At 59.3% G+C, this 24,296-nt stretch carries 20 protein-coding genes and 3 pseudogenes; 13 read left to right on the top strand and 10 right to left on the bottom strand.

What is annotated here, in order from left to right; genetic code table 11:
- Positions 1-379 precede the first annotated feature (379 nt).
- The gene (locus tag ACYU0X_RS11890; protein ID WP_461900907.1) at positions 380-997 is read left to right on the top strand and encodes a sce7726 family protein; all 618 of its coding nucleotides are present in this window, start codon (positions 380-382) and stop codon (positions 995-997) included.
- On the opposite strand, the gene ACYU0X_RS11885 is transcribed toward ACYU0X_RS11890, so the two are convergent.
- Positions 918-1,937, bottom strand: coding sequence for a beta family protein (locus ACYU0X_RS11885; RefSeq protein ID WP_461900905.1), 1,020 nt, complete (start codon positions 1,935-1,937; stop codon positions 918-920). The two genes, ACYU0X_RS11890 and ACYU0X_RS11885, sit on opposite strands and share 80 nt — an antisense overlap.
- A 203-nt stretch (positions 1,938-2,140) precedes the next feature.
- On the opposite strand from ACYU0X_RS11885, the gene ACYU0X_RS11880 reads away from it, so the two are divergent.
- Both ACYU0X_RS11880 and ACYU0X_RS11875 read left to right on the top strand, forming a co-directional pair.
- Positions 2,141-2,890, top strand: coding sequence for a transposase (locus tag ACYU0X_RS11880; RefSeq protein WP_461900903.1), 750 nt, complete (start codon positions 2,141-2,143; stop codon positions 2,888-2,890).
- 281 nt (positions 2,891-3,171) lie between these two features.
- Positions 3,172-4,369, top strand: a pseudogene (locus ACYU0X_RS11875) (IS110 family RNA-guided transposase).
- Between the two features lie 170 nt (positions 4,370-4,539).
- Here the strand turns inward: ACYU0X_RS11875 and ACYU0X_RS11870 are convergent.
- From ACYU0X_RS11870 to ACYU0X_RS11855, 4 genes are all read right to left on the bottom strand, one after another.
- The gene (locus ACYU0X_RS11870; protein ID WP_461900901.1) at positions 4,540-5,304 is read right to left on the bottom strand and encodes a phage antirepressor; all 765 of its coding nucleotides are present in this window, start codon (positions 5,302-5,304) and stop codon (positions 4,540-4,542) included.
- 201 nt (positions 5,305-5,505) lie between these two features.
- Positions 5,506-5,760: a hypothetical protein gene (locus ACYU0X_RS11865; protein WP_461900900.1), complete on the bottom strand. Its 255-nt coding sequence runs from the start codon at positions 5,758-5,760 to the stop codon at positions 5,506-5,508.
- Positions 5,761-5,823: 63 nt separating this feature from the next.
- Positions 5,824-6,066: a hypothetical protein gene (locus ACYU0X_RS11860; RefSeq protein ID WP_461900898.1), complete on the bottom strand. Its 243-nt coding sequence runs from the start codon at positions 6,064-6,066 to the stop codon at positions 5,824-5,826.
- A 57-nt stretch (positions 6,067-6,123) separates the two neighbouring features.
- Positions 6,124-6,420, bottom strand: coding sequence for a DNA polymerase (locus ACYU0X_RS11855; RefSeq protein WP_461900896.1), 297 nt, complete (start codon positions 6,418-6,420; stop codon positions 6,124-6,126).
- Positions 6,421-6,452: 32 nt separating this feature from the next.
- On the opposite strand from ACYU0X_RS11855, the gene ACYU0X_RS11850 reads away from it, so the two are divergent.
- Together ACYU0X_RS11850 and ACYU0X_RS11845 are read left to right on the top strand one after the other, a co-directional pair.
- Complete coding sequence (locus ACYU0X_RS11850) at positions 6,453-6,662, top strand: hypothetical protein (RefSeq protein WP_461900894.1); 210 nt, start codon at positions 6,453-6,455, stop codon at positions 6,660-6,662.
- 15 nt (positions 6,663-6,677) lie between these two features.
- Complete coding sequence (locus tag ACYU0X_RS11845; protein ID WP_461902832.1) at positions 6,678-6,941, top strand: hypothetical protein; 264 nt, start codon at positions 6,678-6,680, stop codon at positions 6,939-6,941.
- On the opposite strand, the gene ACYU0X_RS11840 is transcribed toward ACYU0X_RS11845, so the two are convergent.
- The 3 genes and pseudogenes from ACYU0X_RS11840 to ACYU0X_RS11830 form a co-directional block, all read right to left on the bottom strand.
- Positions 6,865-7,200 carry an ssDNA-binding protein gene (locus ACYU0X_RS11840; RefSeq protein ID WP_461900892.1) on the bottom strand — a complete coding sequence of 112 codons (336 nt, stop codon included), beginning with the start codon at positions 7,198-7,200 and terminating at the stop codon, positions 6,865-6,867. The two genes, ACYU0X_RS11845 and ACYU0X_RS11840, sit on opposite strands and share 77 nt — an antisense overlap.
- Before the next feature lie 24 nt (positions 7,201-7,224).
- Positions 7,225-8,362, bottom strand: a pseudogene (locus tag ACYU0X_RS11835) (DUF2800 domain-containing protein).
- Positions 8,363-9,051: 689 nt separating this feature from the next.
- Entirely contained in the window at positions 9,052-9,504 is a 453-nt protein-coding gene (locus tag ACYU0X_RS11830; RefSeq protein WP_461900890.1) for a hypothetical protein, read from the bottom strand.
- 777 nt (positions 9,505-10,281) lie between these two features.
- On the opposite strand from ACYU0X_RS11830, the gene ACYU0X_RS11825 reads away from it, so the two are divergent.
- The 7 genes and pseudogenes from ACYU0X_RS11825 to ACYU0X_RS11795 all read left to right on the top strand — a co-directional run bounded on the left by ACYU0X_RS11825 (position 10,282) and on the right by ACYU0X_RS11795 (position 19,705).
- Complete coding sequence (locus tag ACYU0X_RS11825; RefSeq protein ID WP_461900888.1) at positions 10,282-11,250, top strand: ABC-three component system protein; 969 nt, start codon at positions 10,282-10,284, stop codon at positions 11,248-11,250.
- Complete coding sequence (locus tag ACYU0X_RS11820) at positions 11,247-11,687, top strand: ABC-three component system middle component 2 (protein ID WP_461900887.1); 441 nt, start codon at positions 11,247-11,249, stop codon at positions 11,685-11,687. Before ACYU0X_RS11825 ends, ACYU0X_RS11820 begins: the two co-directional genes overlap by 4 nt.
- Positions 11,684-13,558: an AAA family ATPase gene (locus ACYU0X_RS11815; protein WP_461900884.1), complete on the top strand. Its 1,875-nt coding sequence runs from the start codon at positions 11,684-11,686 to the stop codon at positions 13,556-13,558. Before ACYU0X_RS11820 ends, ACYU0X_RS11815 begins: the two co-directional genes overlap by 4 nt.
- Positions 13,548-13,784 (top strand): helix-turn-helix domain-containing protein, encoded by a 237-nt coding sequence (locus ACYU0X_RS11810; RefSeq protein WP_461900882.1) that lies wholly within the window; start codon positions 13,548-13,550, stop codon positions 13,782-13,784. The genes ACYU0X_RS11815 and ACYU0X_RS11810 overlap by 11 nt, the downstream gene beginning before the upstream one ends.
- Positions 13,784-15,625, top strand: a complete 1,842-nt coding sequence (locus ACYU0X_RS11805; protein ID WP_461900881.1) for a site-specific DNA-methyltransferase — start codon at positions 13,784-13,786, stop codon at positions 15,623-15,625. The genes ACYU0X_RS11810 and ACYU0X_RS11805 overlap by 1 nt, the downstream gene beginning before the upstream one ends.
- Complete coding sequence (locus ACYU0X_RS11800; RefSeq protein WP_461900879.1) at positions 15,625-18,201, top strand: DEAD/DEAH box helicase family protein; 2,577 nt, start codon at positions 15,625-15,627, stop codon at positions 18,199-18,201. The genes ACYU0X_RS11805 and ACYU0X_RS11800 overlap by 1 nt, the downstream gene beginning before the upstream one ends.
- A 308-nt stretch (positions 18,202-18,509) precedes the next feature.
- Positions 18,510-19,705, top strand: a pseudogene (locus tag ACYU0X_RS11795) (IS3 family transposase).
- Positions 19,706-19,835: 130 nt separating this feature from the next.
- On the opposite strand, the gene ACYU0X_RS11790 reads toward ACYU0X_RS11795, so the two are convergent.
- Positions 19,836-20,978 carry a glutamate--cysteine ligase gene (locus tag ACYU0X_RS11790; RefSeq protein ID WP_461900877.1) on the bottom strand — a complete coding sequence of 381 codons (1,143 nt, stop codon included), beginning with the start codon at positions 20,976-20,978 and terminating at the stop codon, positions 19,836-19,838.
- A gap of 127 nt (positions 20,979-21,105) precedes the next feature.
- Positions 21,106-22,347: a class I SAM-dependent methyltransferase gene (locus ACYU0X_RS11785; RefSeq protein WP_461900875.1), complete on the bottom strand. Its 1,242-nt coding sequence runs from the start codon at positions 22,345-22,347 to the stop codon at positions 21,106-21,108.
- A gap of 514 nt (positions 22,348-22,861) precedes the next feature.
- Here ACYU0X_RS11785 and ACYU0X_RS11780 point away from each other — a divergent pair.
- Positions 22,862-24,280: an amino acid permease gene (locus ACYU0X_RS11780; protein WP_461902802.1), complete on the top strand. Its 1,419-nt coding sequence runs from the start codon at positions 22,862-22,864 to the stop codon at positions 24,278-24,280.
- The last annotated feature ends 16 nt before the right edge of the window (positions 24,281-24,296 follow it).

Below are 24,296 nucleotides of genomic sequence, written 5' to 3'. Positions count from 1 at the left end.
GTACTTGCTGAGCCTGTGAATCTGACGGCGTTGTAGCTCGATCGTGATTGCATCGGGCTAGACACAGTAGGGTCATGAATTCTACGATGTGTGGATGTCAGGTTCATCTCGCCGTCAAAGTCTGGCGGGCCCTTTCCCTGCCTTACATTGGCGCAATCCGGTCTTCACACACGCGCTGCCAAGAACCTCTGCTATACAAGCCTACCAATAGGACTCTAAAACACGGCGGTGGCCAAGGTCCGGCACAACCATCTGCGACCCGCTAGGTGGCGGGCGCGCCTCGGACACGACCGACGTCAATTAGAAGAGCCAGTTTTTCTGAATGTGCCAACAGGAGCTAGCATTGCGGGGGCAATGACTATGTCTAGGAGGAAAAACGTTGACCAACGACATTGACATCCGCCTAGCACTAGACGAGAAACTGCAAAATAAGTACGCGCAAGACTCCGATGCCATTATTCGCCATGAGCTCGGTGTGGACATGGGCAACAGGCGAATTGATGTCGCAGTCCTCAACGGCCACCTCGCCGGCTGGGAAATCAAGAGCGACAAGGACACGCTTGCGCGTCTGCCAGATCAGGCTGCGGCCTTCTCGAAGGTCATGGACTATCTCACGATAGTAACGACCGCAAAGTACCTCGACCGATGCGCTGCACTTCTGCCAACGAACTGGGGACTGCAAGAAGCCATAAATGGGCCTCGCGGTGTTCGAATTGTCAACCGCAGGGCTCCAAGGATTAATCGGCATGTCGATTCGTTTTCCCTGGCCCAGTTGCTTTGGCGAGACGAAGCCATGGAAGAGTTGAAGCTGCGTGATCAAGCGCGCGGTCTCAGCTCGAAACCCAGATTTGTTATCTGGCAACGGCTTTCAGAAGTTGTTCCGAAAAAAGAATTACGATCAATCGTTTTGACCCGGCTCAAGCAACGCCAAGACTGGTCAGGCGGTCACTTACCAGCTCAATATGATGGTTCTGCGCATAGGAAATCCATTGCGTAGCAGCACCTGGCCCCGGAGGGTTCGCGATCATCTTATCGCCCCATGAGAAACGAGTGCCGCTAAAATCCTGATGCGCTACGACATTGTGGCAAACATCGAAGAATGTCGAGTGCCTACCCTGAGAATCCTTGGGCTCACGCCAAATGACCCAGTGGTTCGCTGTCGCATAACGGAGGTAAGGTAAAGGCCCCTGGTACCCCGAGCCGTCAGACTGTTCCGGAGATCGAGTGCCATAATCAGCATAATCAATATCCGGATACTTCTGATGCATTTGGTTCCAGAGTTCGGCATCGTTGCGATCTATGTAGTGGTATGTCTGCTTCTGCAGGTGGGAAATTTGCTCAGGCGATGCTCCGGAGGCGAGGATTATTGACTCCCAAGGGCCATTATTAAGCGCCCACCCTAACGAGGCATCGGCCAATCGAGTTACTGAGTGAATATCCGCTCCATAGATGCTCCCAAGATCGATCATTATAGCGACGTCCGCGGGTGTTAGTTCATGAGACGTGCACCAGTGTTGAAGACTTTGATCATTGGGGGCGGGGTCGGGATGCAGGTCTGCTTCCCGGATTCTCAGTATCAGGTTCTTCACACCGACGGCTGTGATTGCGTCCGAGAGTTGTTCCTGAGTGTCATTCAGGTGGATCACTGCATGGAAGTCTATTCCTGTACCGGACAGTTCCGAGGCGAGCCACGTAAACGGTAATAGTCCACTAGATTCTTCTTTTTCACCAGGCGGTAACGCACTTAGGTCAATTGCGTAAAGATCGCGATCTCTAGAGGATCGATGCAAGGCTTCGCGGAACTTGGCTAGGTCTCGACTAACTCCGCTAGCTGCGACGAGTTCGAAAAGCGGCTCAATGTTGGTTCGATTCTTACCGCCCACATTCTTCCATGCTTCGAATTCTCCAGCCTTGCCTCTGAGTATCGGGTAGTACAATTGTTCTCCTAACTGATTAGTGGCCAGCATAGATTTGTTGACTCACTCACATCCTATGTGATTTCCGCGACATTCGGAGGGGTTCTCGTGGTTGCCGTCGATTGAGCTTGTCAGGTGGATTGTGTGCTGCCCTTAGTCACTTGATAGAAAGTGACTAACAAGACCACATTCTGACTATCCAGAATGACCGGGTAGCGCCCACCGTGAACGACGCCTCCGATATCGCCGAGAACATCGCAGTCTTTGACCCCATGGACGCCGTGAAGGAATCCGGAGCCTTCGACGAGCCGATGGGCTTCATCAAACGTGGCGAGATCCAGCTCGACGGAAAAGTCGGGTTCATCCGACAGCTGATCCGGGCCGGGCTGGAACGCCGCCTTAAAGCCGAACTGACCGACCACCCGGGGCTACGAGAAAGGCGGAGCCCAGGGCCGGTTCACCCCGAACTCCCACAACGGTTCCCACCCAAGACCGTATCCACGGTGGCCAGAGACATCGACCTGCAGGTCCCACGCGACCGGGCCGGAACCTTCACCCCGACACTGGTGTCCAATGGCTCGCGCCGCACCGGTGGCCTGGATTCGATGATCATTTCCTTCTACGCCGGGGGCATGACGGTGCGGGATATCGTATCCCACCTGGAAACCACCATCGGCACCCAGTTGTCCCGCGGCACCATCAGCAAGATCACCGACGAGGTCCTCGAGGAGGTCGCCGCCTGGAAGGGATGGCCCATGGAGGAGTTCTACCCGATCCTCTACCTGGATGCGATCGTGATCAAGGTCCGTGACGGGCACCAGGTGCGCAACAAGGTGCGCGCACATGGCCATCGGCGTGACCGCGGACGCACCAAGCACGTGCTGGGGATCTGGGTCACGGAGCACGAGGGCACGAAGTTCGCAGGCGATGCATCTGCGCGCAGCTGGCCGACCGCGGCGTGTAGGACGTGTTGATCGCCTGCTGTGAAGGGCTGACCGGTTTCCCCGTTATGTTGTTGATAGTCCCTAAACAGAGGATCGTGGGGACTGTCGGCCGACCAGCCTCGGCATGGTGTCTTGCCCCTGCTTATCCAATAGTCCGGGGGGTGTTGCCACCGAGGCTGGGATGGCAGCAGGGTGATTGCTGATTAGGGGCGCGGCGCCAAAAACGGACGCCTGTCATAACGTGGATGTAAGACTTTGCTACCGTCGGTTGGTCGGCCATGAACAGAAACTGGTTCAAGGGAGCACTAGTCATGATCACCTCAGACGTGGACATTTTCCTCGGGCTCGACGTGGGGAAAGCAGACCATTGGGCCTGCGCCGTCACCAAAGACGGCACCAAAATCTGGAACAAGACCCTGCCCAACGACGAAACCAAACTCGTCACCGTCTACCAGAACCTCAGCTCCAAGGGCACTGTGCTGGTCGTCGTGGACCAACCCGCCACCATCGGGGCATTAGCCGTCGCCGTCGCCCAGCACATGGGAATCACCGTTGCCTATTTGCCGGGCCTGTCGATGCGACGCATCGCAGACATGTATCCCGGGGGCGGCGAAAACCGATGAAAAGGACGCGTTCATCTTCGCTTACGCGGCCCGCACCATGCCACACACCTTACGCAGCATCCAAGTCTCAGACGAAGACGAGGCCACCTTGGGCATGCTCACCGGGTTTGACCTGGATTTGGTCCGGCAGATCACCCAAACCAGCAACAGGATCCGCGGTCTCTTCACCCAAATCCACCCGCCACTCGAGCGGATCCTCGGTCCCTGGCTGGAACTCGACGCCGTACTAGAGGTCCTCGCGGCCTGGCCCACCCCAGCGCAGCTGAAGCATGCTGGCAAAGCCAGGATCGATGCGAAGCTCAAGAAGCACTCGGCCCGCCGACACACCGCCTGGGGCGGAACCATCATTGACGCGGTGGATGAGCAAACGGTGGTCGTGGTCGGCACCGACGCCGCAGGACTGGTCATCCCGCATCTGGCCCGGCAGCTGATCTCGTTGCATGCCCAACGCGTGGACGTGGCCACGCATTTGGATGCCATGGTGGAGGCCCACCCTCTTTACCCGGTCCTGACGTCCATGCCGGGGGTCACCGTTAGGACCGCCGCGATTATCATCGCCGAGACCTCTGGTAAAACATTCACCAGTGCTGTCGCACTGTCCTCTTACGCTGGACTTGCGCCAACCACCCGTCAGTCGGGCACTTCGATCAAGTCTGAGCGCGTCAGCCATTCAGGCAACAAGCGGCTGAAGCGAGCGCTCTTCCTCTCAGCGTTCGCCTCGATAAGGTTCGACCCGACCAGCCGGGCCTACTACGACAGGAAACGGGCGCAGGGCAAACGCCACAATCAAGCACCCATCGCACTGGCCCACCGCCGGCTCACCATCCTGTTCGCCATGATCCGCGACGGGTCTCTCTACAACGTTCCGGAGCTGAAAATTGCTTGACTTTCAACATAGGGGCACCCCGGAGTAAGACGAGCAGTTGTAGACCAAGAAGCGGTAGCCGTATTCGGCACGCTGCAGATTCTTCAACGTCTTGTAGGGTTAAGGGTCTGGGTAGCCCTCGATGTAGCGAGGCGAGAAACCGACCTCGGCGTCCAAGAGGAGCGTGCCGCTCATGCTGCACCGCCGTCCTGCTCGATGACCGGTAGCAAACCTAGGCGGTTTTTCATCAGGTCATAGATGAACAGGCGTCCCTTTTGCGTCCAATACATGTGGGTACGCGTCTTGCCCTCGTCGTATTCGTGGGTCTTGGATTGGGTGTACCCGTGTTCGGCGTATCGGGCGTAGAGGAACCAACGCCCTGACTGACGAAATTGCACGCCCTCTTCGTGCAAGATCGCGTTCATCCGTTTAGCGGACAAGCTATAGTCTTTGGCGATCTCGGTCATGGTCAGCAGCGAGGCCGACTGCAGCAGCATGTCGTAGTACGAGACCTTCGGGACTGCTTCGAGCAGTGCTTGTTCGGCGGTCAGTCGTTTGGCCCGCTCCGCACTCAATTGAACGATGGCCTGCTCGAGGAACTCATCGTTGCTCAGGAGTTCATCGATGGCGTAGACGTCGTGGCGGCGGATGATAGGCAGGACCTCGTCGCTGACCCATGCCTCGAAGGCTTGGGCGGCCGGGAGCGTCGAGGAGAAGATGAGCCGGTACAGGTCACCTTCGATGACGAAGCGATCCTGCTGGATCCCACCGTCGGTGAGAAGGGGGTGGTGAACCGCCACCCCCTTGCAGAGCTGCTTCATCGCGTTGTTCGGGTCCTTGTAGCCGAGCGCTGTGGCGACATCTCGGCCACAGAAATAGACCTTGCCGCCGTGGTTGATGGTTCGGATGGATCCAAACGCATTATTGGTGAATGTTTGGAGGTCAGTGGTAGCCACAATTGGCTCCTTCTAAGAGCCAGGATTGACGTGATTCCGGCATGTCGCAGGTGCGACTGCGTCGGGCTCTCACGCATACGCCCCCGAGGACACAAGAATCCGGACACTCAGCTCGAAGCAGTTTTGACACCCCCAGTAACCCCTCGCTACTAGGTAACCCTGGCCTCAGCCCCGAATCCAATAGTGCAACGAGTTTCTAGATCAGTCCTTCTGGTAGAAGTTGCAGGCGAACCCGTCGGCTGCAAACGGTAAGCCCTCCGCCCAGTCGAGGATGGTGGCCAGGAGCTCGCCCATCTCATCGAGTGTGGCGGTGGCGGTTTCGACGACGATCTCGTCATGTACATGCATGACGATCCGGTGTCCAGCGTCTGCGACCTGGTGCATGCCGACGGTGAGTAAGTCCCGGGCGACGGCTTGGACGATGTTCTCAGTGAGTTTCCCACCGTAGGTTTCCAACTGGCCCCACTTACGTCGGGTTGTTACGCCTTCATGGGTGATGCTAGTGCCGCCGCACAGGTTCTAACCCAGCCGTGGCTTCACGTAAGCGAGCCAACGCCCTGATGAGAGAGCGATGAACATGATCCCGGACTCGGCAGTGAAGGTCAGCGGACCGACGTGGGTGGGCTGGCGGGTGGTGACGGCTTCGATCGCGGCGGCGTTGATGTCGACCCAGAGCTGGACGACGTTCGGGGTGGCTGTGCGCCACGCGTCAACCAACGGCTGCATCTCAAACTCAGCCGGTCCCATGCGTAGTGCGCCCATGGCTTTGAGTGCACCGACGCCGCCTTGATAACCGCAAGCTAAGACTGCAATATTGCCTTACTGTCGCAGGACACTATTCACGCCGTGTTTGTCGACGGGGGCGCCGAACTTGCGGCTGGCGGTCTCGCAGTACAGATCCTTGCCTTCCTCGAAAGCCGCCAGATTGGTGGTTTCGCCTGCGAGCCAGGCAATCACGTGTGCTTCGATGACGGAGAAGTCAGCGATGAACCGGTGCCCTTCTGCGAGGACAAACGCAGTGCGGATCAGCTGGGACAGGGTGTCGGGTTCGGAGTCGTAAGGCAGTTCGACCGCCTCGAAGTTGCCCGTCCGCACAAGTTCTCGGGCTTCGGCCAAATCTGAGAAGTAGTTGTGGGTAGGTTTTGGACTTGGACAAGGCGGCCTGCGAATCTGCCGGTTCTGCCTGCACCGTAGAACTGAAAGAAGCCCCGTCCACGCCCGTCGGCTCCTGCGACGTACTGCTTGGCCTCGTATTTCTTCACCGAGGATTTGGTGAGCTCGCCGCGCAGTTCGAGCGCCTCGCGCACGTCGCCGGTGGCGGTGTCGAACGCAGCGGCGATTTCTTCTTTAGTGAGTGACTGCAGGGGTGTGCCGTGGTCAGCGAGCCAATACTTGAGCTGGATCGGCGAGTTCGGATTCTCAAGCCCCGTGTGCCCCTGTGCTCGGGCGAGCGCGGTGGCACGGTGCTGACGGTCGCACTCCACCGCATGACCCACCAGCACGCTGTCGAGGAGGGTGCCGGTGTCGTTGATCCGTTGATCGAGCACGTAGGTGTCCCGCTCAATCTCTGGGACTGGGAACGCGGCGAGTCGGTCGTGGATGGCGCGTTCGCGTTGACGAACATCGCGTTTGCGTAGGCTTCGTCGTCGCGTTCGATGTCCCCGTCACACGCCGGGAGCTTGACGGGGCCTTGTTAGGGCGCTTGCCACCGAACTTCCCGGTCCCGGCTTCGATCGCCCGCTCGATCTTGGCCAGTGTCTCGGTGCCACCCTTAGAGATGATCAGGCTGACGCTGCACTTGGGCTTGCCGCCCTGGATGGACTTCGCCTCGAAAATGTTGGCGTAGGACAGCCGGACTTCGCCAGTGACCACGCGGGTCGGATTGTTTGTAGACATGGTTGTCTTACCCTTCTTTCGGTTTTACTTGTTTGCTGTCAGTTCGGTGGCCGCGTCCCTCACGGTGAGGGCTGGCCGTTTTTCGGACTCGGGAACGAGCGTGGGCTTCCCAGCAGGTTTGACCACGATGTCCCCGAGTAGTTCGGTCAAGTGCTTTTTGCCCAGCTGCTTCTCCAGTGCGGTGATCGTCTTGAGCTTTTGCTCCCAGGTGTCGGTGACACCCCTAGCATGAGCGGTTTAGGCGACGGCATGTTTGTCCGCATACTTACGGGTCGATCGGCCTTCGACAAGCTTGAACCCCGCCCACGTCTTGCCCTGGTTCACTGCCAGCGACAGCGCGTGTGCCTCGACGTTGGAGGCCCAGGCTTTGAGATCTGGTAACTGGACAAGCACCCTCGCGATCTCCTCATCGGAGAGCTCGGCTGGTGGTGCGAACGCGTGCTTGGCGAGCGCGAGGTTCGCTTCAGCGCGGGTGCGGCAGGCGGCGTTGAGTTTGTAGAACCGGCAGTGCTCATCACCGGCGGTGAACTCGCCGTCACCAGCTGCTGCCAACACGGCACGCGGTTTCACCACGTTCTCGGCCCAGGCCGAGGTCGGAGACCGGGACCGTCCACGTTGAGACGTTGGAGCGGCCGGCCCGGTAGATCGCGACCGCCACCTCGCTGATGTCATAGAACGATCCGAACGCATGGATCGCACCGAGCGCGTAGAGCATGAGCTGAGGGTTGTTCTCGGCCTCGGCCAAGACAGCCTGGCCATACTTCAGGTCGATGATCTGGAGCGCGTGTTCGGCGACGATCACGCAGTCCCCAGTCCCGAAACCGCCCGGCACCACATGGCTGAAGTCTAGGCGTTGCTCGATGAACACCTTCGGATCGGCACATGTCTCCCGCACATCTTGCAGCCGCTCCTGAACGAACGCCACGTAGTCGTCGGTGAGGGTGTCCATTTGCTCGTCATGCCAGTCCGAGACCGGCTTCGTGGTCGGCGCGTCATGCAGGGCCCGGCGGAGCTTCCCCTCCGCGAGCTCATGAGCAGCAGTGCCTTGCGCGGCAGCTGACGATGAGGAGTCTGAGAGCCCGGACTCCAGCGTCGCTGACGGCGTGCAGGCCAACCATCGGGGTGCATCCGAAGCCCTGATCAGTGCGTGTTGATTAGGCATCGGTGATCGCCTCTGCCTGCGACAGTAGCTGGCCGGATCAACCTCGGCGAGCTTGTTCGCACCTGTTGCTTGGATGAGTTCACGCACCTCGGCTGTGTGACCTGCTGCGAGAGCCGGGCCAGCACGGTACGGACTTGCTCGAGCGTCACCGGGACTGGGGTTAAAGGAAGCGCCGGGGAAGGCCGCTGGCGGATGACTTCCCTGGTGCCTGCTTCGGCTTCGAGTGTAGGCTGGGCCAGTTGGACTGCGACGATCGGGCGAGCACCCGACATTCCAGCGTGGTCCTCAAACGATGCCCACGCACTGTGCTCGATCGCTCGTGCTAGAGCGGTGTACCCCTAGACGATCGTGTTGATCGCCTGAATGAATTTGTTTGCTTCGGTGACGTTCACGCGACATTGCCAACGCGGATGACACCGACCGCGTTGGCGAGCGCCATGAGGTCATCGTCGGGGCGTACGATTTCTATTGCGCGGACTTGGTTGCCGGGTACGAGAACCGTGAGCTGCTGGGGTCCCGTGAAGCTTGCGGGCAAGCCGGTGCGGATGCTGATCTTGCGGGCAGAGACCGCTGCGCCAACTTGGGGCTATTCAGTCAAGGTGGCCTTGAGGCGATGGTTGGCCATCGTTCTCCTCCTAATGAATCAGGTTTTGGGTCGGTCGGTGATGGCCTTGGTGTGGGCCGGGCGCTTATACGCCTCTGAAAGGAGCCAGATCCGGACACTCCTGTTCGATGAGTTCCTGGAGCTTCTTCAGGGCGCGCTTGATCGAGCGCCCGATACTGTTCGCGCGCCTAGCAACTTCGTCCTCGTCACCGCCGGGCAGCTCGTCACGGGCAATCTCGACAAAGGACCGTTGTTCGAACACGTGCAGGCGGATTTGTTCGGCTTGCTTGTCGCTCACCTGAGAGAGCAGCCATTCAGCGACCAGCTCGCTATTGACCTGGTCTTCGTGAACTGAGGCGCCCACATATCGCGGCCCGTCATGGACCTCGACCTCCCACTCGCTGTAGGAGATGTCGCCCCGGTTTCTAGCATTCTCGGCGGCGCGAAAATCGAGGTATGCTTCGCGCAGGTATGCGATCTTCCAGTCTGGCAGGTAGGTCGGATCGTAGAGCAAGGCGAGAACCTCTTCGGCGCTCAACCCGAGCTCTTTGTCCCCAGCTGGCGGGTCGACGAGCGTGATCCAGGCGCACTTTTGGATCCCGTTTGTGACCTTCGAGGGCACGTAAATCTGTGTGTAGACCTTGTGGGCGACCTTCTTGGTCCGGACCGCATAAGGCGTTAGTTGTGGCTTGCGAGGACGGCGTGACACCGTGGTCTCCGTTTCTCCGCCGTGTTGGCGGATTGCGGAGACAGAGCTGCATCGGGTGCTGTTTCAGGAGCTCATCGGGCACAAAGAAGGCGGGTACCTACGTGGTCTGGCAGCCAGCGCGTTACTGACAAGCCAGGTAGGTACCCGCCGGGCCCGACGAGATGTCTCCTGAATTGATTGGTTGAAAAGTGAGGTCCTCAGTTAGCTACTCTGCGGACCAGATGCGACTACTTACGTCGCGTGGGGCGCGTCTGTGACAGCGCAGATGCAGCAATCGACTTAGTTCTAGCGCTACATCTGCCATCGCGCAGCGCCACTGACGCTTTACGGGCCACGGCACGCGATGTCTGCTTGGCGTTCTTCGCCACGGCCACCACCTCCTTCCTGCATCCGAAATCTCGCTCGACATGACCTTCAGCTTCACCGCCAGGAGCGCCATCTTCGCGTTCGTGAAGATGAACCAGCCGTTGGTGTAGGAAACTGGTATGATGCCCTTAGGTGATCTGCGCGCCCTGCCGATCTGTTACTTCAACATTCCCGCATCGGCAATTTCTGAGCGGCTGGGAAGCGATGAGATGCGATGAACCGCGATGAGAGGAAGCAGTGATGGTTCAATCGACACAGTTCAGTCGTCTTGTTGCCGTCGTGCGGCCGCTCATGAAGGGCACGCGGAATCTCGGCGCGTTCACGGCTGGACTTATCGACATGGGAATGCAGGCAGGGCGAGGTCCTGATGGCGAGCGGACTGCACTTCAAATTCGGAGTGCCGCATCGTGGAAGGGATATGCGAACGGTTCGGCACCATTGCCAGCGGACCTCGCCAGTGAGATCGCTAGCCGATGGGACGAGGTCGCATTTGGCGGCAACGTCACCGAAAATTATGGGGAAACTGCACTCATCAGCCTGGCCGCAAACCTGCATCAGCTTGATCCCGCTATAAACAAGGGCAACTGTGCCGAAGAGCTTGGCCGACTCATGTACAACACATTCCTCGAGCTGAGTGGCGCACAGACAGCAGCGCTGCCCCGAGAAGATCGGGTAGTCCAACGCATCGAACAATCCGGCCACCCCTACTTCGATTCAAAGACGAACCGGATCAGACTCGGCGAGTACTCCACTGCGGCAGTCGCACGGCGCGAGGTGCCCAATGAGGTGCGGGACGAAGAACTCGCATACGTCACGCCGCTACTCGAGGCATACTGTGAGCTGAAGTGTAAGGAGGGTGTCCTGGTGACCGTGGCCGACATCCCAGATCGTCTGGCTAGTCATTTTCAGGATCAGCGGAAGGCGTTTTATAGCGCTGAGTGGCTCAGGGAGACTTCCTGGAACTGCTTCCACGATGGCGAAGCGGTGTTCGAGATTTGGCTGGACAACATGTATGCAGGTGTCAGTGACACCCACCTACGCGCTCACCCGTCGGCCGTTGAACGCTTACTCGCGACATTAGAGCAGGCTACCCATATTCAACTCGACCGCATCCCACTTGCTCAGGTCGTTGACTTGATCGACGTATGGGTACGGAAGGGTTCCTGTCATGAGCTCGCTGCTCGGCAGAAGTTGAGGTGGGCCGATTGAGGTCAGTTTCTCTACTTGATACGGCTTTTGAGGCTGAACTGCGCGCGCTGGTCTTCCTCTTCCTCCTCGATGAGCCTGTGGATGCGGACTACCTCGGTGCGCTCGATACGCTCACAATCAACCAGTGCACCTTCCGCATCGGAAGTGACAACCTCAATGGCACCCACCGTTTGGCAGCTGGCGAATTGCGCACACGTACGGTACTTATGCGCCAAGCGCTGAAGCAGCTCACCCTCAAGTGCCTCACCACGTTCGATACCTCCGCTGAGTCCGGTGGATTCCGGATCACCGATGAAGGGGCGAGCGTGGTCAATCAGCTGCGAACAGATTATGCCGTACAATTCTTCGCCGCAGCCCTTGACACTCTCGAAGCGGTCGGAACTGGAAGCACGACTCGCCTGGCCAAGATCATCACCTCAGTGGAGGCCGCCTCATGATGCCGAAGTTTTGGATCAGCTCAGTCACGGTTGCAGGGCATCCCAGTAAACCAGACTCCTCAATCCAGTTCACCCAGGGGCTCAACGTAATCTGTGGGCCATCCAACAGCGGAAAGTCCTGGGTGCTTGACTGCATCGACTATGCTTTCGGCAAAGAGGCCAGCAAGTTCGTCCTCGACGAGTCCAACGGGCATAGCGAGGTTCGGCTGGGCCTCAGCACATCCGAGGGCAACATCACACTCAAACGCCCCATCGGCCAGGGCAATACCAGCATCGAGGTCACCAGCACCCACCGCGACATCGAGTCCGGTATCTACAAGAGCCGACACACGAAGAATCATCAGTCCGTCAATTCGATCTTTTTGCGACTCATCGGTTATGAGAATCCCGAACAACTCAAGGTCATCAGCAACCAAGACTTTGAGACCAAGGCGATGACGTGGCGCACACTCTTGCCAGCGCTCTACGCCGACGAAGACCGGATCGCGATTAAGACTTCCGTCCTGTTGCCGACCCAAAACACGGCGGCAACGGCAGCTAAGTGTGCGCTGGCATCCCTCGCGACAGGACGCGATTTTGCGGCATGGGCGCGCGATGAGTCGACCGACACCAAGAAGCTCAGGAACAACGCTGTCATCGAGTACTTAGAGCAGCAGCCGGAACGGCTCGCCGCACGCATTGCACTGATCGAGAAGACTCTGGGCAGCTGCGACGAGGACGAGATCAGGGGCCGCATCAGTGAGATCAGCCATGTGATGGAGCAGGTGCAGCAACACGTCGCCCAAGCATTGACAGAAGGTCGACGAATCGTCGGTCAGCTGCAGCTGGTACGCGAGGAACTTGTAGAATCAAGTGCCTTGGGTGCCCGTTACGAGGAGCTCGCTGCATCCTATCAGGCACGCATCGACAGGCTCGACTTCGTCCAACAAGGCGGCCATTTGCTTCGTGAGCACCCGGCGGCACACTCATGCCCGGTCTGTGACAGCGAAATCGACCCTGCAACGACTCATGATGTCCCGGAGCCTGACCCTGCAGAACGCGGCGAACTTGTGCAGCGGCTCGCAGACCTCCAGCAGACCCTGCGGCAAATGGATGACGATCAAGGAGCACTGCAATTCAGGCAGGAGACGCTGAAGACGGAGGCTGATCAGATCAATCGGCTGATCAGAGGCGAACTTCAACCTGAGTTGGATTCTCTGCGCTCCGCACTGGACGGCCACAATGCTTTGGTGGCGATGCGCAGCGAGCGCGACGAGCTTATCTACCAGCAACGCCGAATCGAAGAGGAACTCAGGGAGAGGCGCGAGAAGCAGTTCACGAAGGGCACCTTCAGTCCACTCGGTGAGTTCCCCGACGGGTTCTGGGCAGCGATGGACACCAACCTCCTCGACACACTCGGCGCGTGCGCGTTCCCTGCGCTAAAGACAGCCAAGTTCTCACGGCAGTTGTTCGATGCGACGATCAACGGCAAGAGCAAAGCCAAGCAAGGACAGGGCTACCGATCCTTCGTCAATACCGCCGTAATGCTTGCACTCCGCGACTACCTCGCAAGTAACCAAGCCAGCCACAACCCCTGCCTGCTGATCATTGACACCCCGCTATTGGGTCTCGACGACCAGCAGCTAGACCAAGAACTCATGGACGTCCGCGAGAAGATCCCCCAAGCGCTATACGAACACCTCATCAACATCCAAGACCAAGGCCAGATCATCATCGCCGACAACACGAAGTTCATGCCCGACATCAACTCGATCGAAAACGACTGCAACCTTATCCGCTTCACGAGGCGTCACGATCAAGGGCGCTTCGGGTTCCTCATCGACATGGCCGACGATGACTTCAAAGACCAGGACCAGACCGATGACAACTAACCGCATTTTCAGCTACAAGCCGTTGTGGAAACTCCTCATCGACAAAGACCTCAACAAAACGCAGCTCCAAGACCTCGCAGGCCTAAGCCCGGCCACCATGGCGAAACTCGGAAAGGGCAACAACGTCACAACTGACGTCCTTGTCCGCATCTGCGAAACCCTCGACTGTGATATCTCTGATATCTGCGAAATCGTCCCTGCTGATCAGAAAGAGAGGATCCAGTAATGTCGCAACAACGGCTCCAACTCACCTGGTACAACAAAGACAAAGCCCTCATTCCAACCGAGACCGGGAAGTACGGCTACACGTGGGTTGATCCTTCCGACCCCCGCTACTGCGAAACCCACACACTCATCTACAGTGATTACGTCCAAGGGGCCCAAAGCCCAAAGACCGAAGACTTCGAATACTCCGACCGCGCCGACCTCGAACCCCAAGACGACAACCTGCTCATCCTCGGTGAATCAGGCGACGTCCTCGAAGCCCTCACCGGCGTCCCAGAACTCGCCGACAAATACGTCGGCAAGGTGAAGCTGGTCTACATCGACCCGCCGTTTAACACGGCACAGACGTTCCCTTCGTACGAGGACAACCTTGAGCACTCGATCTGGCTCACCATGATGCGAGACCGACTGCTCCATCTAAAAAAGCTGCTTGCCGGAAACGGCTCGATCTGGGTGCATCTGGACGACGTTGAGGTACACCGGATGCGAGTGTTGTTGGATGAAGTTTTTGGTGCTGACCGATTCATCGCAACAGTCGTGTGGGAGAAGGATAAGGGCCGCAGAAACGACACCGATATATCTGGAGCACACGATCAAATACTGATCTATTCACCACTGGGCAAACAGTGGAAGAACGAACGCAATCTACTCCCGCGCCTTGCGTCGCAGGACGCTCGCTATCAGAATCCTGATAACGACCCGAGAGGCCCTTGGCTGCAGGGAGATAACGGAACCGCAAAAAGCGGAACTGAGAAAAACAGGTTTCCGGTCACTTTACCGTCTGGGCGAGTTGTCACCCCAAAAGGCCGCTATTGGCGTTTCAGTCCAGAAGGTCTGGCTGTAGCCCGCGCCGAGGGCCGAGTTTGGTTTGGAAAAGATGGTGACTCTCTCCCGGTTATTAAGCGCTATCTTACCGAGGTGCAGACCGGCCTCGTTCCGAGAACTTGGTGGAGCGCTGACGAAGCTGGGCACAATCAAGAAGCCAAGCGCGACCATCTAAACAAGATGTTCTCGGACGTTGATACCCCATTCTCGACCCCTAAACCAGAGCGTCTCCTTGAACGTATTATCCATATCGGCTCCAATCCTGGAGACATCGTGCTCGATGTCTTTGCTGGTTCAGGCACTACCGCTGCAGTGGCACAAAAGATGGGCCGTCGCTGGGTAACTTGCGAGCTGTTGGAGACAACGTTTGACACTTTTACACGTCCGCGGTTGGAAAAAGTTGTCCGGGACGAAGACGCAGGTGGAGTCACGATGACTATGGACCGGACTCTTAAGGCGACCACGTTGCTACCAGAAAAGTTTGAGGCCAAAGATTTGCAGGAGGCCACCAAGCTGCTGAACGCTATCGCAACGGAAGATAACATTGAAGAAAATGACGCCGCAGCAATCAAGGCAGTGAAGCGGCTATTGGAAACCGGCCCCTCGAAGACGCGCAACTGGCGTGGCGGCGGCGGTTTTCAGGTCGCGCACTTGTCTCCCTCGTGCTTTGACTACGACCCAGAGCTGGGCCGCGTCATTGTCACACCGGAAGCAACTGGCGATGTGTTGGTGGAGTCGGTGGCAGCGAACCTAGGGTTCTACCTGTTGCATCCGGATGATGATTATGTCTTCGACGGTCGTCGCGGTAATTCCTTGCTGAAAGTTGTCGAAGGTGTTGCGACCGTGGAGCAGGTCGATTGGCTGGTATCCCAGGTTCAGGAAGGCGAGACGATCGTGTTAGCTGCGACCAGTGTCATGGACGGTGTCCGCCAGCATCTGCGCCGGGCGTGTAAGGGATCGCGGGTGATTGCCATCCCGGATGACATTTTCCGCTACTCCGAAGGTGGTGACCGGTGATGGCTAAGCGACTCAACATCAGCTTCGACTCCGACTTGCTCGAAGCCATTAGCGCGGATTTCGACCTGCGCGCCCCGAACAAAGAAGCCCTCCGTCAGCTCATTTTCACCCTTGATGGTGATTACGACCCCGAGGTCCAGCAGGTGCTGAATCTGGCCACCGGTGTGGGTAAGACCTATCTCATGGCCGCTTTTGTGGAGTATCTGCGCAGCCAAGGTGTGGGCAATGTCGTGATTGTTACCCCTGGCAAGACTGTCCAGGCTAAGACAGTGCAGAACTTCACCCCAGGTGCACCGAAGTTCATCACCGGTTCTCCGGTCCCGCCCGAGGTGGTCACACCACAGGACTATTCAGCCTGGATCAACCGCACCAACGGATCGGCCATGCTGCCCTACGGGCGTGAGATCCCGATGCTGGCGTTCATCTTCAATATCCAGCAACTGATCGCTCCGAAAGATGTCGAAGGCGACACGCACGGCAGCACACAGGAGGCTATGCGTCGAAAGCCGCGCCGCTTCGACGAGAACGCCGGTGTTCTTTTCGACTATCTGACGGACCAAGAAGACCTGGTGGTTATTGCTGATGAGTCCCATCTCTACGGCACCACCGCGAAGGCCTTTAACGCGGCGTTGCGCGAGTTGGAGCCAGCGGCATCGATTGGATTGACGGCCTCGGTGGACAAGAAGAAGGACCATGTCATCTTCGAGTACCCGCTCTACCAGGCGATCAAGGATCAGTACGTCAAAGCCCCGGTGCTTGCTTTCCGTAAAGACGGCTACGGCACTGATCAGGCCTCCGAAGAACAGCAGCTGCGTGATGCTCTACAGCTGCGTGGGATTAAGCAGGCCTTCTACGATTCCTATGCTGCAAGCAACAACCGCAAGGGTGTCAATGCCGTGATGTTCGTCGTCTGTTCCGATGTTGAGCATGCGACCCAAGTTGCTGACTTGCTCCGCACCCCGGAGTATTTCGGACGTGATTCGGCGGTGCTGCAGGTGGACAACCAGCACGACGATGACGCAACGCAAAAGCTGCTGAATCGTCTCGACCAGCCCGATTCCCCGGTGCTGGCGGTTGCGAGTGTCAACAAGCTCAAAGAAGGCTGGGATGTGAAGAACATCGCGGTGGTTGTCACGCTGCGAGCGATGGCCTCTGAGGTGCTCACGCAACAGACGATGGGCCGTGGATTACGCCTACCATTTGGGCGCTACACCGGCGTGAGCCAGATCGATCAGCTCGACATTATTGCCCACCAATCCTTCAAAGAACTCTTGGCAGCCGAGAACGTCCTTCAGCAGTTCGGCCTTGACGAGGCAGTTAAAGCGACCGAACAAGAGGAAATCGAAAAGGCTATTCGTCATGCAGTTGAAGGCCAAGAAGGCACAGGCGGCGAGGCTCAAGCATTAGGTGGCACCTCACCCATCCAGCCGGTAGCCGATGCAGGTGAACAACCGGGGGGACTCGATGCGCCAGCAACGGGGCGCGGAAAGTCGAGCCTGAATTCTGCTGGGCAGACTCTTGGCGTAGGTGTTCGTCTCCTTGACGACAACGTTGCAGATGACAGCACTGAATGTGAGGCCGTCTCAGTCGACCGTAGTCCGGCCTTCGCCGATGTTTCCTACCACTTCCCGGTCACGACGATCACCGTTCAGCAGCCCCCGATTGAGCTATCTGAGATTGCTGACGAGCGGATCGAACAAGCTGCTCGGAGAGTGACCTCTGCAGGTGATGTGATGTACCGCAAGGAGATCATCGCCGCCGTTGGGAAAGGGCTACGGGTAGCGGATGTTGAGAGCGCTGAAGTAGACTCCATCCCGATCCCTGACGATGATGCCCGTCAGGCACTGACCAGGCTCATCATGAACATGAATCTGGTGCCAAAGACTAAGCCTATGGCTCGCTACATCGACACCTACTTGGTGCCGAAGTTCATGAAGAATGTTCCCTTTGAAGACTGGACAGTGAAATCCCTGGCCTCGGCCCAGTCGTTGCTACAGCAACTCGTCCACGCCTATGTGGTAGACACATTGCGCTCCACCCGCGAAGTACCGATCGTTCATCCAAAGAAGCTACCCGGCGACGGTTACAGCCTGCCCCTGGGAGAGAAAATCCACGACCAAATCGACTCACGAGACGATTTCGTGCGTGGACGGGTCTACGGAGGTTGGTTCAAGTCATTGTTTGAGGCGGAACACTTCGATTCCTACAGCGGCGAGCACCAGTTGGCGAAACTGCTCAACACCTCGCCCAGTATCCAGTGGTGGCACCGCCTGCATCCGCAGGACAACGCGTTCATCTACTTCAACTCGAAAGACCGCTACTTCCCAGACTTCGTTGCTAAGGACACCGACGGCGTCCACTGGATCATCGAAGGCAAGAGCGAACAAGGCAGGGACGATGCTCAGGTCCAAGCCAAACGCCAGGCTGCCGAGTCGCTGGTGCGCAAGATGATCGCTGACGATACCTACGCGGGCCAGCACTGGGGCTACCTGATTGCCTACGAGAAGGACATCGAAAGCTCTGAATCATGGTCTGATCTCAAGGCACTGGCACAGCCAGTTAACAACGTCCTCTGAGCTTCTGGTGGGCGTAAAGTTTCGGCGTCCACCGCATTGGCCAGTCAAGGGTCACCACGTCAGCGGTGATGAAGACGAAACCGAGGCGGTGGTCGTTGAGCATGCATCCACCTTCGACAATGCTGAGGAAGTCTGGCAGGAACAGGACGGGATCACTGGATAGGCGCAGCAGTGTGCGCTTTGCTTTGTTCTCGGGACTATCCTCTGAGTAGTGGACACACTGTGACCGTGCCAAAATGGAACGGAGAAATTGAGTCCCTAACACGATGCCTATCAAAACCTAGGACGACGAGTTCAAGGACTACGCCATCCGCGTGTACGAGACCACCGAGGGTGCGTCCTATAAGGGAATCACCGCGGCCCTCGGGATTTCTCGCGGTACCTTGCAACAGTGGGTGCAGCGCGTCCGGCTCGAGCGAGGCGAGTCTTCGGACCGTCCCTCGAATCGTTCCTCGGCGGTGGCGCTCCCCGGTGCGGAATCGGCCGAGGAAGAGCTGGCCCGGCTAAGGTCGGAGAACCGTGCGTTGCATGTCGAGACACGGAAGCTGGCCGAGGAGCGCGACATCTTGCGCAGGGCCACGAAGTATTTCGCGGCAGAGACGACCTGGTGATCCGCTTCCAGTTCGTTGAAGAGAACCGGGCCACCTACGCGGTGAAGCGGATGTGCCGGGTGCTGGAGATCCGTCGCTCCAGCTACTACAAATGGCGTGAGGGGATCGAGGCCCGCCAGGTGCGGGTCCACGCCGATCAGCTGCTGGTGGACCGGATGGACGCGTTGAATCAGGAGTGGGACGGCACCTTGGGTTCCCGGCGGATGACCTGTTACCTCAACGAGCAGGACGGGCAGGATCTGGTGAATCACAAGCGGGTCGAACGGGTGATGCGCGAGCACCGGATGCAGGGCGTGCATTTGCGGAAATGATAGGTGACGACGGTCTAAGACCCCGGGGCGCAGGTGTTCGGAGATCTCGTGCGCCGGAACTTCACTGCCCAGGCCGTGGGGCAGGTGTATGTCGGTGGCATCACTTACCTGCCCTACGTGGCAAAGGGCGAGTTCCTCTACTTGGCCACGGTCATCGATGTGTGCTCGCGCTGGCTGGTGGGCTGATCGATCGCCGAGCATATGCGCACCAGCCTGGTCGAAGACGCGCTGCAGGACGCTCGGGGCACGCGCGGGACGCTGGATGGCGCGGTGTTCCATTCCGACCATGGGCGGCAGTACACCTGCAGTGATTTCCAGGCACTGTGCCGGGCGTTCGGTGTACGTCAATCCATGGGCCGTATCGGGTCCAGCGCCGATAACGCGTTGGCCGAGTCGTTCAATGCGTCGCTCAAGCGCGAGACCTTGCAGGGAGCGAAGCGGTGGGCGACGAAGTAAGAATGCCGGCACGAGGTGTTCCGGTGGATCATGCGGTGCAACAGCAGGATCCATTCGGGAATCGCGTATCTGGCTCCGGTTGTCTTCGAAGACCGGGAGTCGGTTAAAGTATTGTCTGCAGCCTAGATTTTTCCGTGCTGTGTCCACTATTTAGGGTGCATCCCCGTGTTTCATCTTCCAAATAACAGTCACCGGGAAAATTATTCACTTGCCAGGAATATGTGCTCAATGGCTCGCCCGAACTACTAATCTGGAACTACACCGCGTGCAGACGCGCAACGTTGTCCCGCACAACCGCCGCGAAGTCCCCGCCCGACGCAGCAAACACCTGCCGCTGTAGCTGGTACTCCGCGCCACGCTCGATCAACCGAATGATGCCTTGCAGTTCGTCTACACACCCGAGTTGCTCGGCCACCGGAGTGAGCCGCTCGACTTCCTGGCGTAGGTGCTCGGTCACCAACATTTCATCCCCCTGAGCGTTGAGGATGATGATGGCATCCAGCCCATAGCGAGCGGCGCGCCACTTGTTCTCCACACGGAACCATGGCGGCATGACCGGGATTTTGTACCCGGCCTCGAGGCTCAGCGACATGTCGTGCACCAGGCACTGCGTCAGGGCGGTGATCGCCTCGATGTCGGCCAGCGAGCTGACGCCGTCGCAGATGCGCATTTCCACGGTGCCCAGACGGGGGACCGGGCGGACATCCCAGCGGATCTCGGAGACATCATCGATGACTCCGGTGTGGGTCATATCCGCCACGTAGGCTTCGTACTCGGACCACGAGTTGAAATGCACGGGAATGCCTGCGGCCGGCAGCTGCTGGAACATCAGTGCGCGCTGGGAGGCGTAGCCGGTGTCTTCTCCGCCCCAATAGGGGCTGGAGGCGCTCAGGGCCTGGAAGTGCGGCTGGTAGTTGATCAGCCCGTCGGTGATCGGCAGAGCCTTCTCCCGCGAATCCAGCCCCACGTGGACGTGTACGCCGTAGATCACCATCTGCCGACCCCACCATTGGGTGCGGTCGATGAGCTTGGCGTAGCGGTCCTTGTCGGTCACGGGCTGCGAGGTGGGGGCCGCGAAGGGGTGGGACCCTGCCGAGTAGAGGTCCACGCCCAGCGGCGCGGTGGTCTCGATGAGCAGGCGCACGTTTTGGCGCAGCTCGTCGCCGGCCTGCGCCACGGTGTTGTGCACGCCGGTGACGATCTCCACCGTGTTCATCAGCAACTCGGGCTTGATGGTTGGGTGCTCTTGATCGAGTTCCAGGCCGGCCTGCCGCTTCAAGCGGTTCAGCACCTCTTCGGCGATGGAGCACAGGTCGGCGCCATCGCGGTCGACCAGCGCGATTTCCCACTCCACGCCGATGGTGGATTGCGCCGAGTCGGCGAACTCGATTTTTTGCACGGTGCTCCTGAGGCTCTGACCACGACCCGGTTTTTGGGGTCGCGTAGGGACGATCTGTAACTAGTTTAGTTTTCTCTCCGTCCACTCGGCGTAAAAGTGACGACATATGCGCAGGAGAGATGGGGCACTACAGGGCTTCGGCCTCGATTGCCACCCGACGCTCGCCGACGCGCGCCAAAATCAGCGTGGCCTTGCCCTTGGCCGTTTTAGGGGCCCCGGCTAACAATAGCCGCCGCAACTCCTCCGGGGTGACGTCCACACCGCGCTTCTTGATTTCCAGGGTACCGATGCCGTTGCTGCGCACCCAGGTGCGCAATTTCTTCACGTTGTAGTCGTGGACGGCGAGTACCTTGTAGCCGCGTGCGAAAGGCGTCGAGAGTGCCTCGTCGTGGGTGAAGTAGGCGATGTGTTCATCCAGCAACCCGCCGCCGATGGATTCGAGCAACGTGCCAATCAGGTGCGAGCGGATCACGGCGCCGTCCGGCTCGTAGATGTAGGACCCCAGCTCGACTACGGGCGCCGGGGCGTCCTCGCTGGCGGGGTGGTCGCTGACCAGCTCATGGGCGCCGTCGCTGTCGATGACCAGCGCGGCACGGGATACCTCGGGGCGGCGCAGCGCACCGAAGAAGAGGCATGCCTCGATGACCGAGCCGTGGTCGGAGATCCACTGGGTTTCGGCACCCACCGGAATCGCCTCGTGGGGGAGTCCTGGTCCCAGCTTGACCGCGACCTTGAATCCGTCGTCGACGAGTTTCTCGACGAAGGACAGGGGAGGGGAGAATGCCTCCGGGTCGAAGATGCGCCGGGTGGAGCCACGGTGCTCTTCGCGGCGCGCCGGATCCAGCCACACGCCGTCGATGCCGTCCAGATCCACGTCCTCGGCGCGGGAGTGCACCACGCGGGCGGTATCGAAGGGCATCAGGTTCAAGGTGGCGGCCGCGGCGGTGGTCTCATCCATTTCCACCGCGGTGACCTCCAGCCCCGCGCTGGCCAGGGCGATGGAGTCGGCCCCGATGCCGCAGCCGAGATCTGCCACGTGCTGGCAGCCGGCCTCGGTGAAGCGGCGGGCATGAAGGCCCGCGATGGTCAGGCGTGTGGACTGCTCCAGTCCCGCAGGGGTGAAGATCAGGGAATCGGCGAAGGGGCCGAACTTCACGCGTGCCCTGTACCGCAGCTGCGCCTGGGCGAGCACCGCACGCACCACATCCGGGTCATGTCCGGCTTTGCGTAGTTTCTCGTTGACCGACCACGCGGCGTCCTTGGAACCCACGGACGAAGGATCGATGGTCGCCAAGAGCTCCCACCCGGCAGGGCTGAGCAGGGAAGCGAACTGGTCTTTGAGTGTGGGGTCGTTGGAAGCCTGAGCCATGTTTCCAGCCTATCGGAGTCGGGTGCCGCGACCGTGCCATGGAATGTTACGCAATTATGTCGTAGCGAACTGCCGTCGACCAGAACTCCGGAAACGGCCACTTAGGCCCGCCGAATCTTCTGAAAGACTCGTTGAACAGGGAAGATATGTGAAACATTAGCATAAGTAACCCTAATGCTTTACTAGGGCGAGCATCAGCAAATGCGTCACATTTGATAAGCGATCCCCGCGGTTGGGTAGCACTGCGTCCGGCCGCATGTATCGTGCCCGGTCGCCGTCGGGCGCAGTGCAGGCCGCTGCGCGCATCCCGACCCCCTCCGGCCCGCTGCCCCTGTGATTCAGGTCGCAGCACCCCTGCTTTCTGGTGTTCCATATCACCGTGAGCAAAGTAATTCTGGATCAGGACCACGCGCCGGCCGAGCAATCGCCGGACGCGAACCCAAGCGCAACGACGCGCCAACGGCCCGCGGGGGCCACCGACCTCAAGCGAGGGCTCAGTAGCCGTCACCTGCAAATGATCGCCATTGGCGGTTCCATCGGTACCGGCCTCTTCGTGGCCTCGGGTGGCAGCATTGCCGCCGCCGGTCCCGGCGGTGCACTGGTTGCCTTCGCCGCGGTCGGCCTCATGGTCTTCCTGCTGATGCAGTCGCTGGGGGAGATGACCGCCAAGATTCCGGTGGCCGGCTCCTTCCAAACCTTCGCCACCCGCTTCGTTTCGCCTTCCTTCGGGTTCGCGATCGGCTGGAACTACTGGTTAAACTGGGCGATCACCGTGGCCGCCGAACTGGTGGCCGCAGGCATTGTGATGGACTTCTGGCTGCCGCAGGTTCCAGGATGGGTCTGGGCCGGCGTTTTCCTCGCCTTGCTGACCGGATTGAACGCCCTCTCGGCCAAGGCCTTCGGCGAAGGTGAATTTTGGCTGGCCATGATCAAGGTCGTCACCGTGGTGGTCTTCCTCGTGGCCGGAACGCTGATGATCTTCGGCATCATCGGCGGACAAAGCGACCCGCTGGGCAACTGGCGCGACGCCAAGGACGTCTTCCACGGTGGCTGGCTCTCGATCATCTCCGTCTTCATGATCGCCGGCTTCTCCTTCCAGGGCACCGAACTGGTCGGCGTGGCCGCCGGCGAGGCGAAGAACCCGCGCCGAGAAGTACCCAAGGCCATCCGCAAGGTGTTCTGGCGCATCATGATCTTCTACATCGGCGCCATCTTCGTCATCGGCTGCTTGGTACCGCTCACCGACCCGAGCCTGCTCTCCAGTGGCGAGGCCGACGTGGCCTCCTCGCCCTTCACCCTGGTCTTCGAGAACGCCGGCATCGCCTTCGCCGCCGCCCTGATGAACGCCGTGATCCTCACCGCGATCCTCTCGGCCGGTAACTCCGGGCTCTACGCCTCCACCCGTATGCTCTACTCGATGGCGCTGGACGGTAAGGCCCCGAAGGCCTTCGGCAAGCTCAACCGCCGCGGCGTGCCGATGACCGCGCTGATGGCTACCGCCGCCGTGGGACTCTTCGGCTTCCTCACTGCGCTGGTCGGCCAGGGTGCCGCCTACGCCTGGCTGCTGAATGTCTCGGGTCTCTGTGGCTTCATCGTCTGGGTTGGCATCGCGATCTCGCACTATCGCTTCCGCCGTGGCTACATCGCCCAGGGTGGCGATGTGCGCGATCTACCCTACAAGGCCTCGTTCTTCCCGCTTGGCCCACTGGTGGCCTTCGCGATGCTGCTGATCGTCATCGCCGGTCAGAACTACGAGGCCGTACTGGCCGGCCGCGGCCTGGAGGTACTCTCCGCCTACATCGGCCTGCCGGTCTTCCTGGCCCTGTGGATCGGGCACCGTCTGGTGACCAAGTCCAAGATGGTTACGCTCTCCGCGATGGACCTGAGCTCCCCGGCGGATATCGACGAACCGGCGGATTCCGCACGTCGCTAGCGCCTCCACTTGGCCG

Source organism: Glutamicibacter sp. X7 (assembly GCF_054889245.1).
The sequence above is the reverse complement of the archived record's forward strand: the minus strand, read 5'-3'. Positions and strand labels throughout refer to the sequence as shown.

What these genes read in the sequence shown, in the direction of transcription:
- ACYU0X_RS11860 (WP_461900898.1), bottom strand. Translation starts at nt 6,066, where the DNA reads ATGGGCGCACTACGCATGGGACCGGCTGAGTTTGAGATGCAGCCGTTG.
- ACYU0X_RS11815 (WP_461900884.1), top strand. Translation starts at nt 11,684, where the DNA reads ATGATGCCGAAGTTTTGGATCAGCTCAGTCACGGTTGCAGGGCATCCC.
- ACYU0X_RS11780 (WP_461902802.1), top strand. Translation starts at nt 22,862, where the DNA reads ATGATCGCCATTGGCGGTTCCATCGGTACCGGCCTCTTCGTGGCCTCG.
- ACYU0X_RS11800 (WP_461900879.1), top strand. Translation starts at nt 15,625, where the DNA reads ATGGCTAAGCGACTCAACATCAGCTTCGACTCCGACTTGCTCGAAGCC.
- ACYU0X_RS11805 (WP_461900881.1), top strand. Translation starts at nt 13,784, where the DNA reads ATGTCGCAACAACGGCTCCAACTCACCTGGTACAACAAAGACAAAGCC.
- ACYU0X_RS11785 (WP_461900875.1), bottom strand. Translation starts at nt 22,347, where the DNA reads ATGGCTCAGGCTTCCAACGACCCCACACTCAAAGACCAGTTCGCTTCC.
- ACYU0X_RS11840 (WP_461900892.1), bottom strand. Translation starts at nt 7,200, where the DNA reads ATGTCTACAAACAATCCGACCCGCGTGGTCACTGGCGAAGTCCGGCTG.
- ACYU0X_RS11825 (WP_461900888.1), top strand. Translation starts at nt 10,282, where the DNA reads ATGGTTCAATCGACACAGTTCAGTCGTCTTGTTGCCGTCGTGCGGCCG.
- ACYU0X_RS11810 (WP_461900882.1), top strand. Translation starts at nt 13,548, where the DNA reads ATGACAACTAACCGCATTTTCAGCTACAAGCCGTTGTGGAAACTCCTC.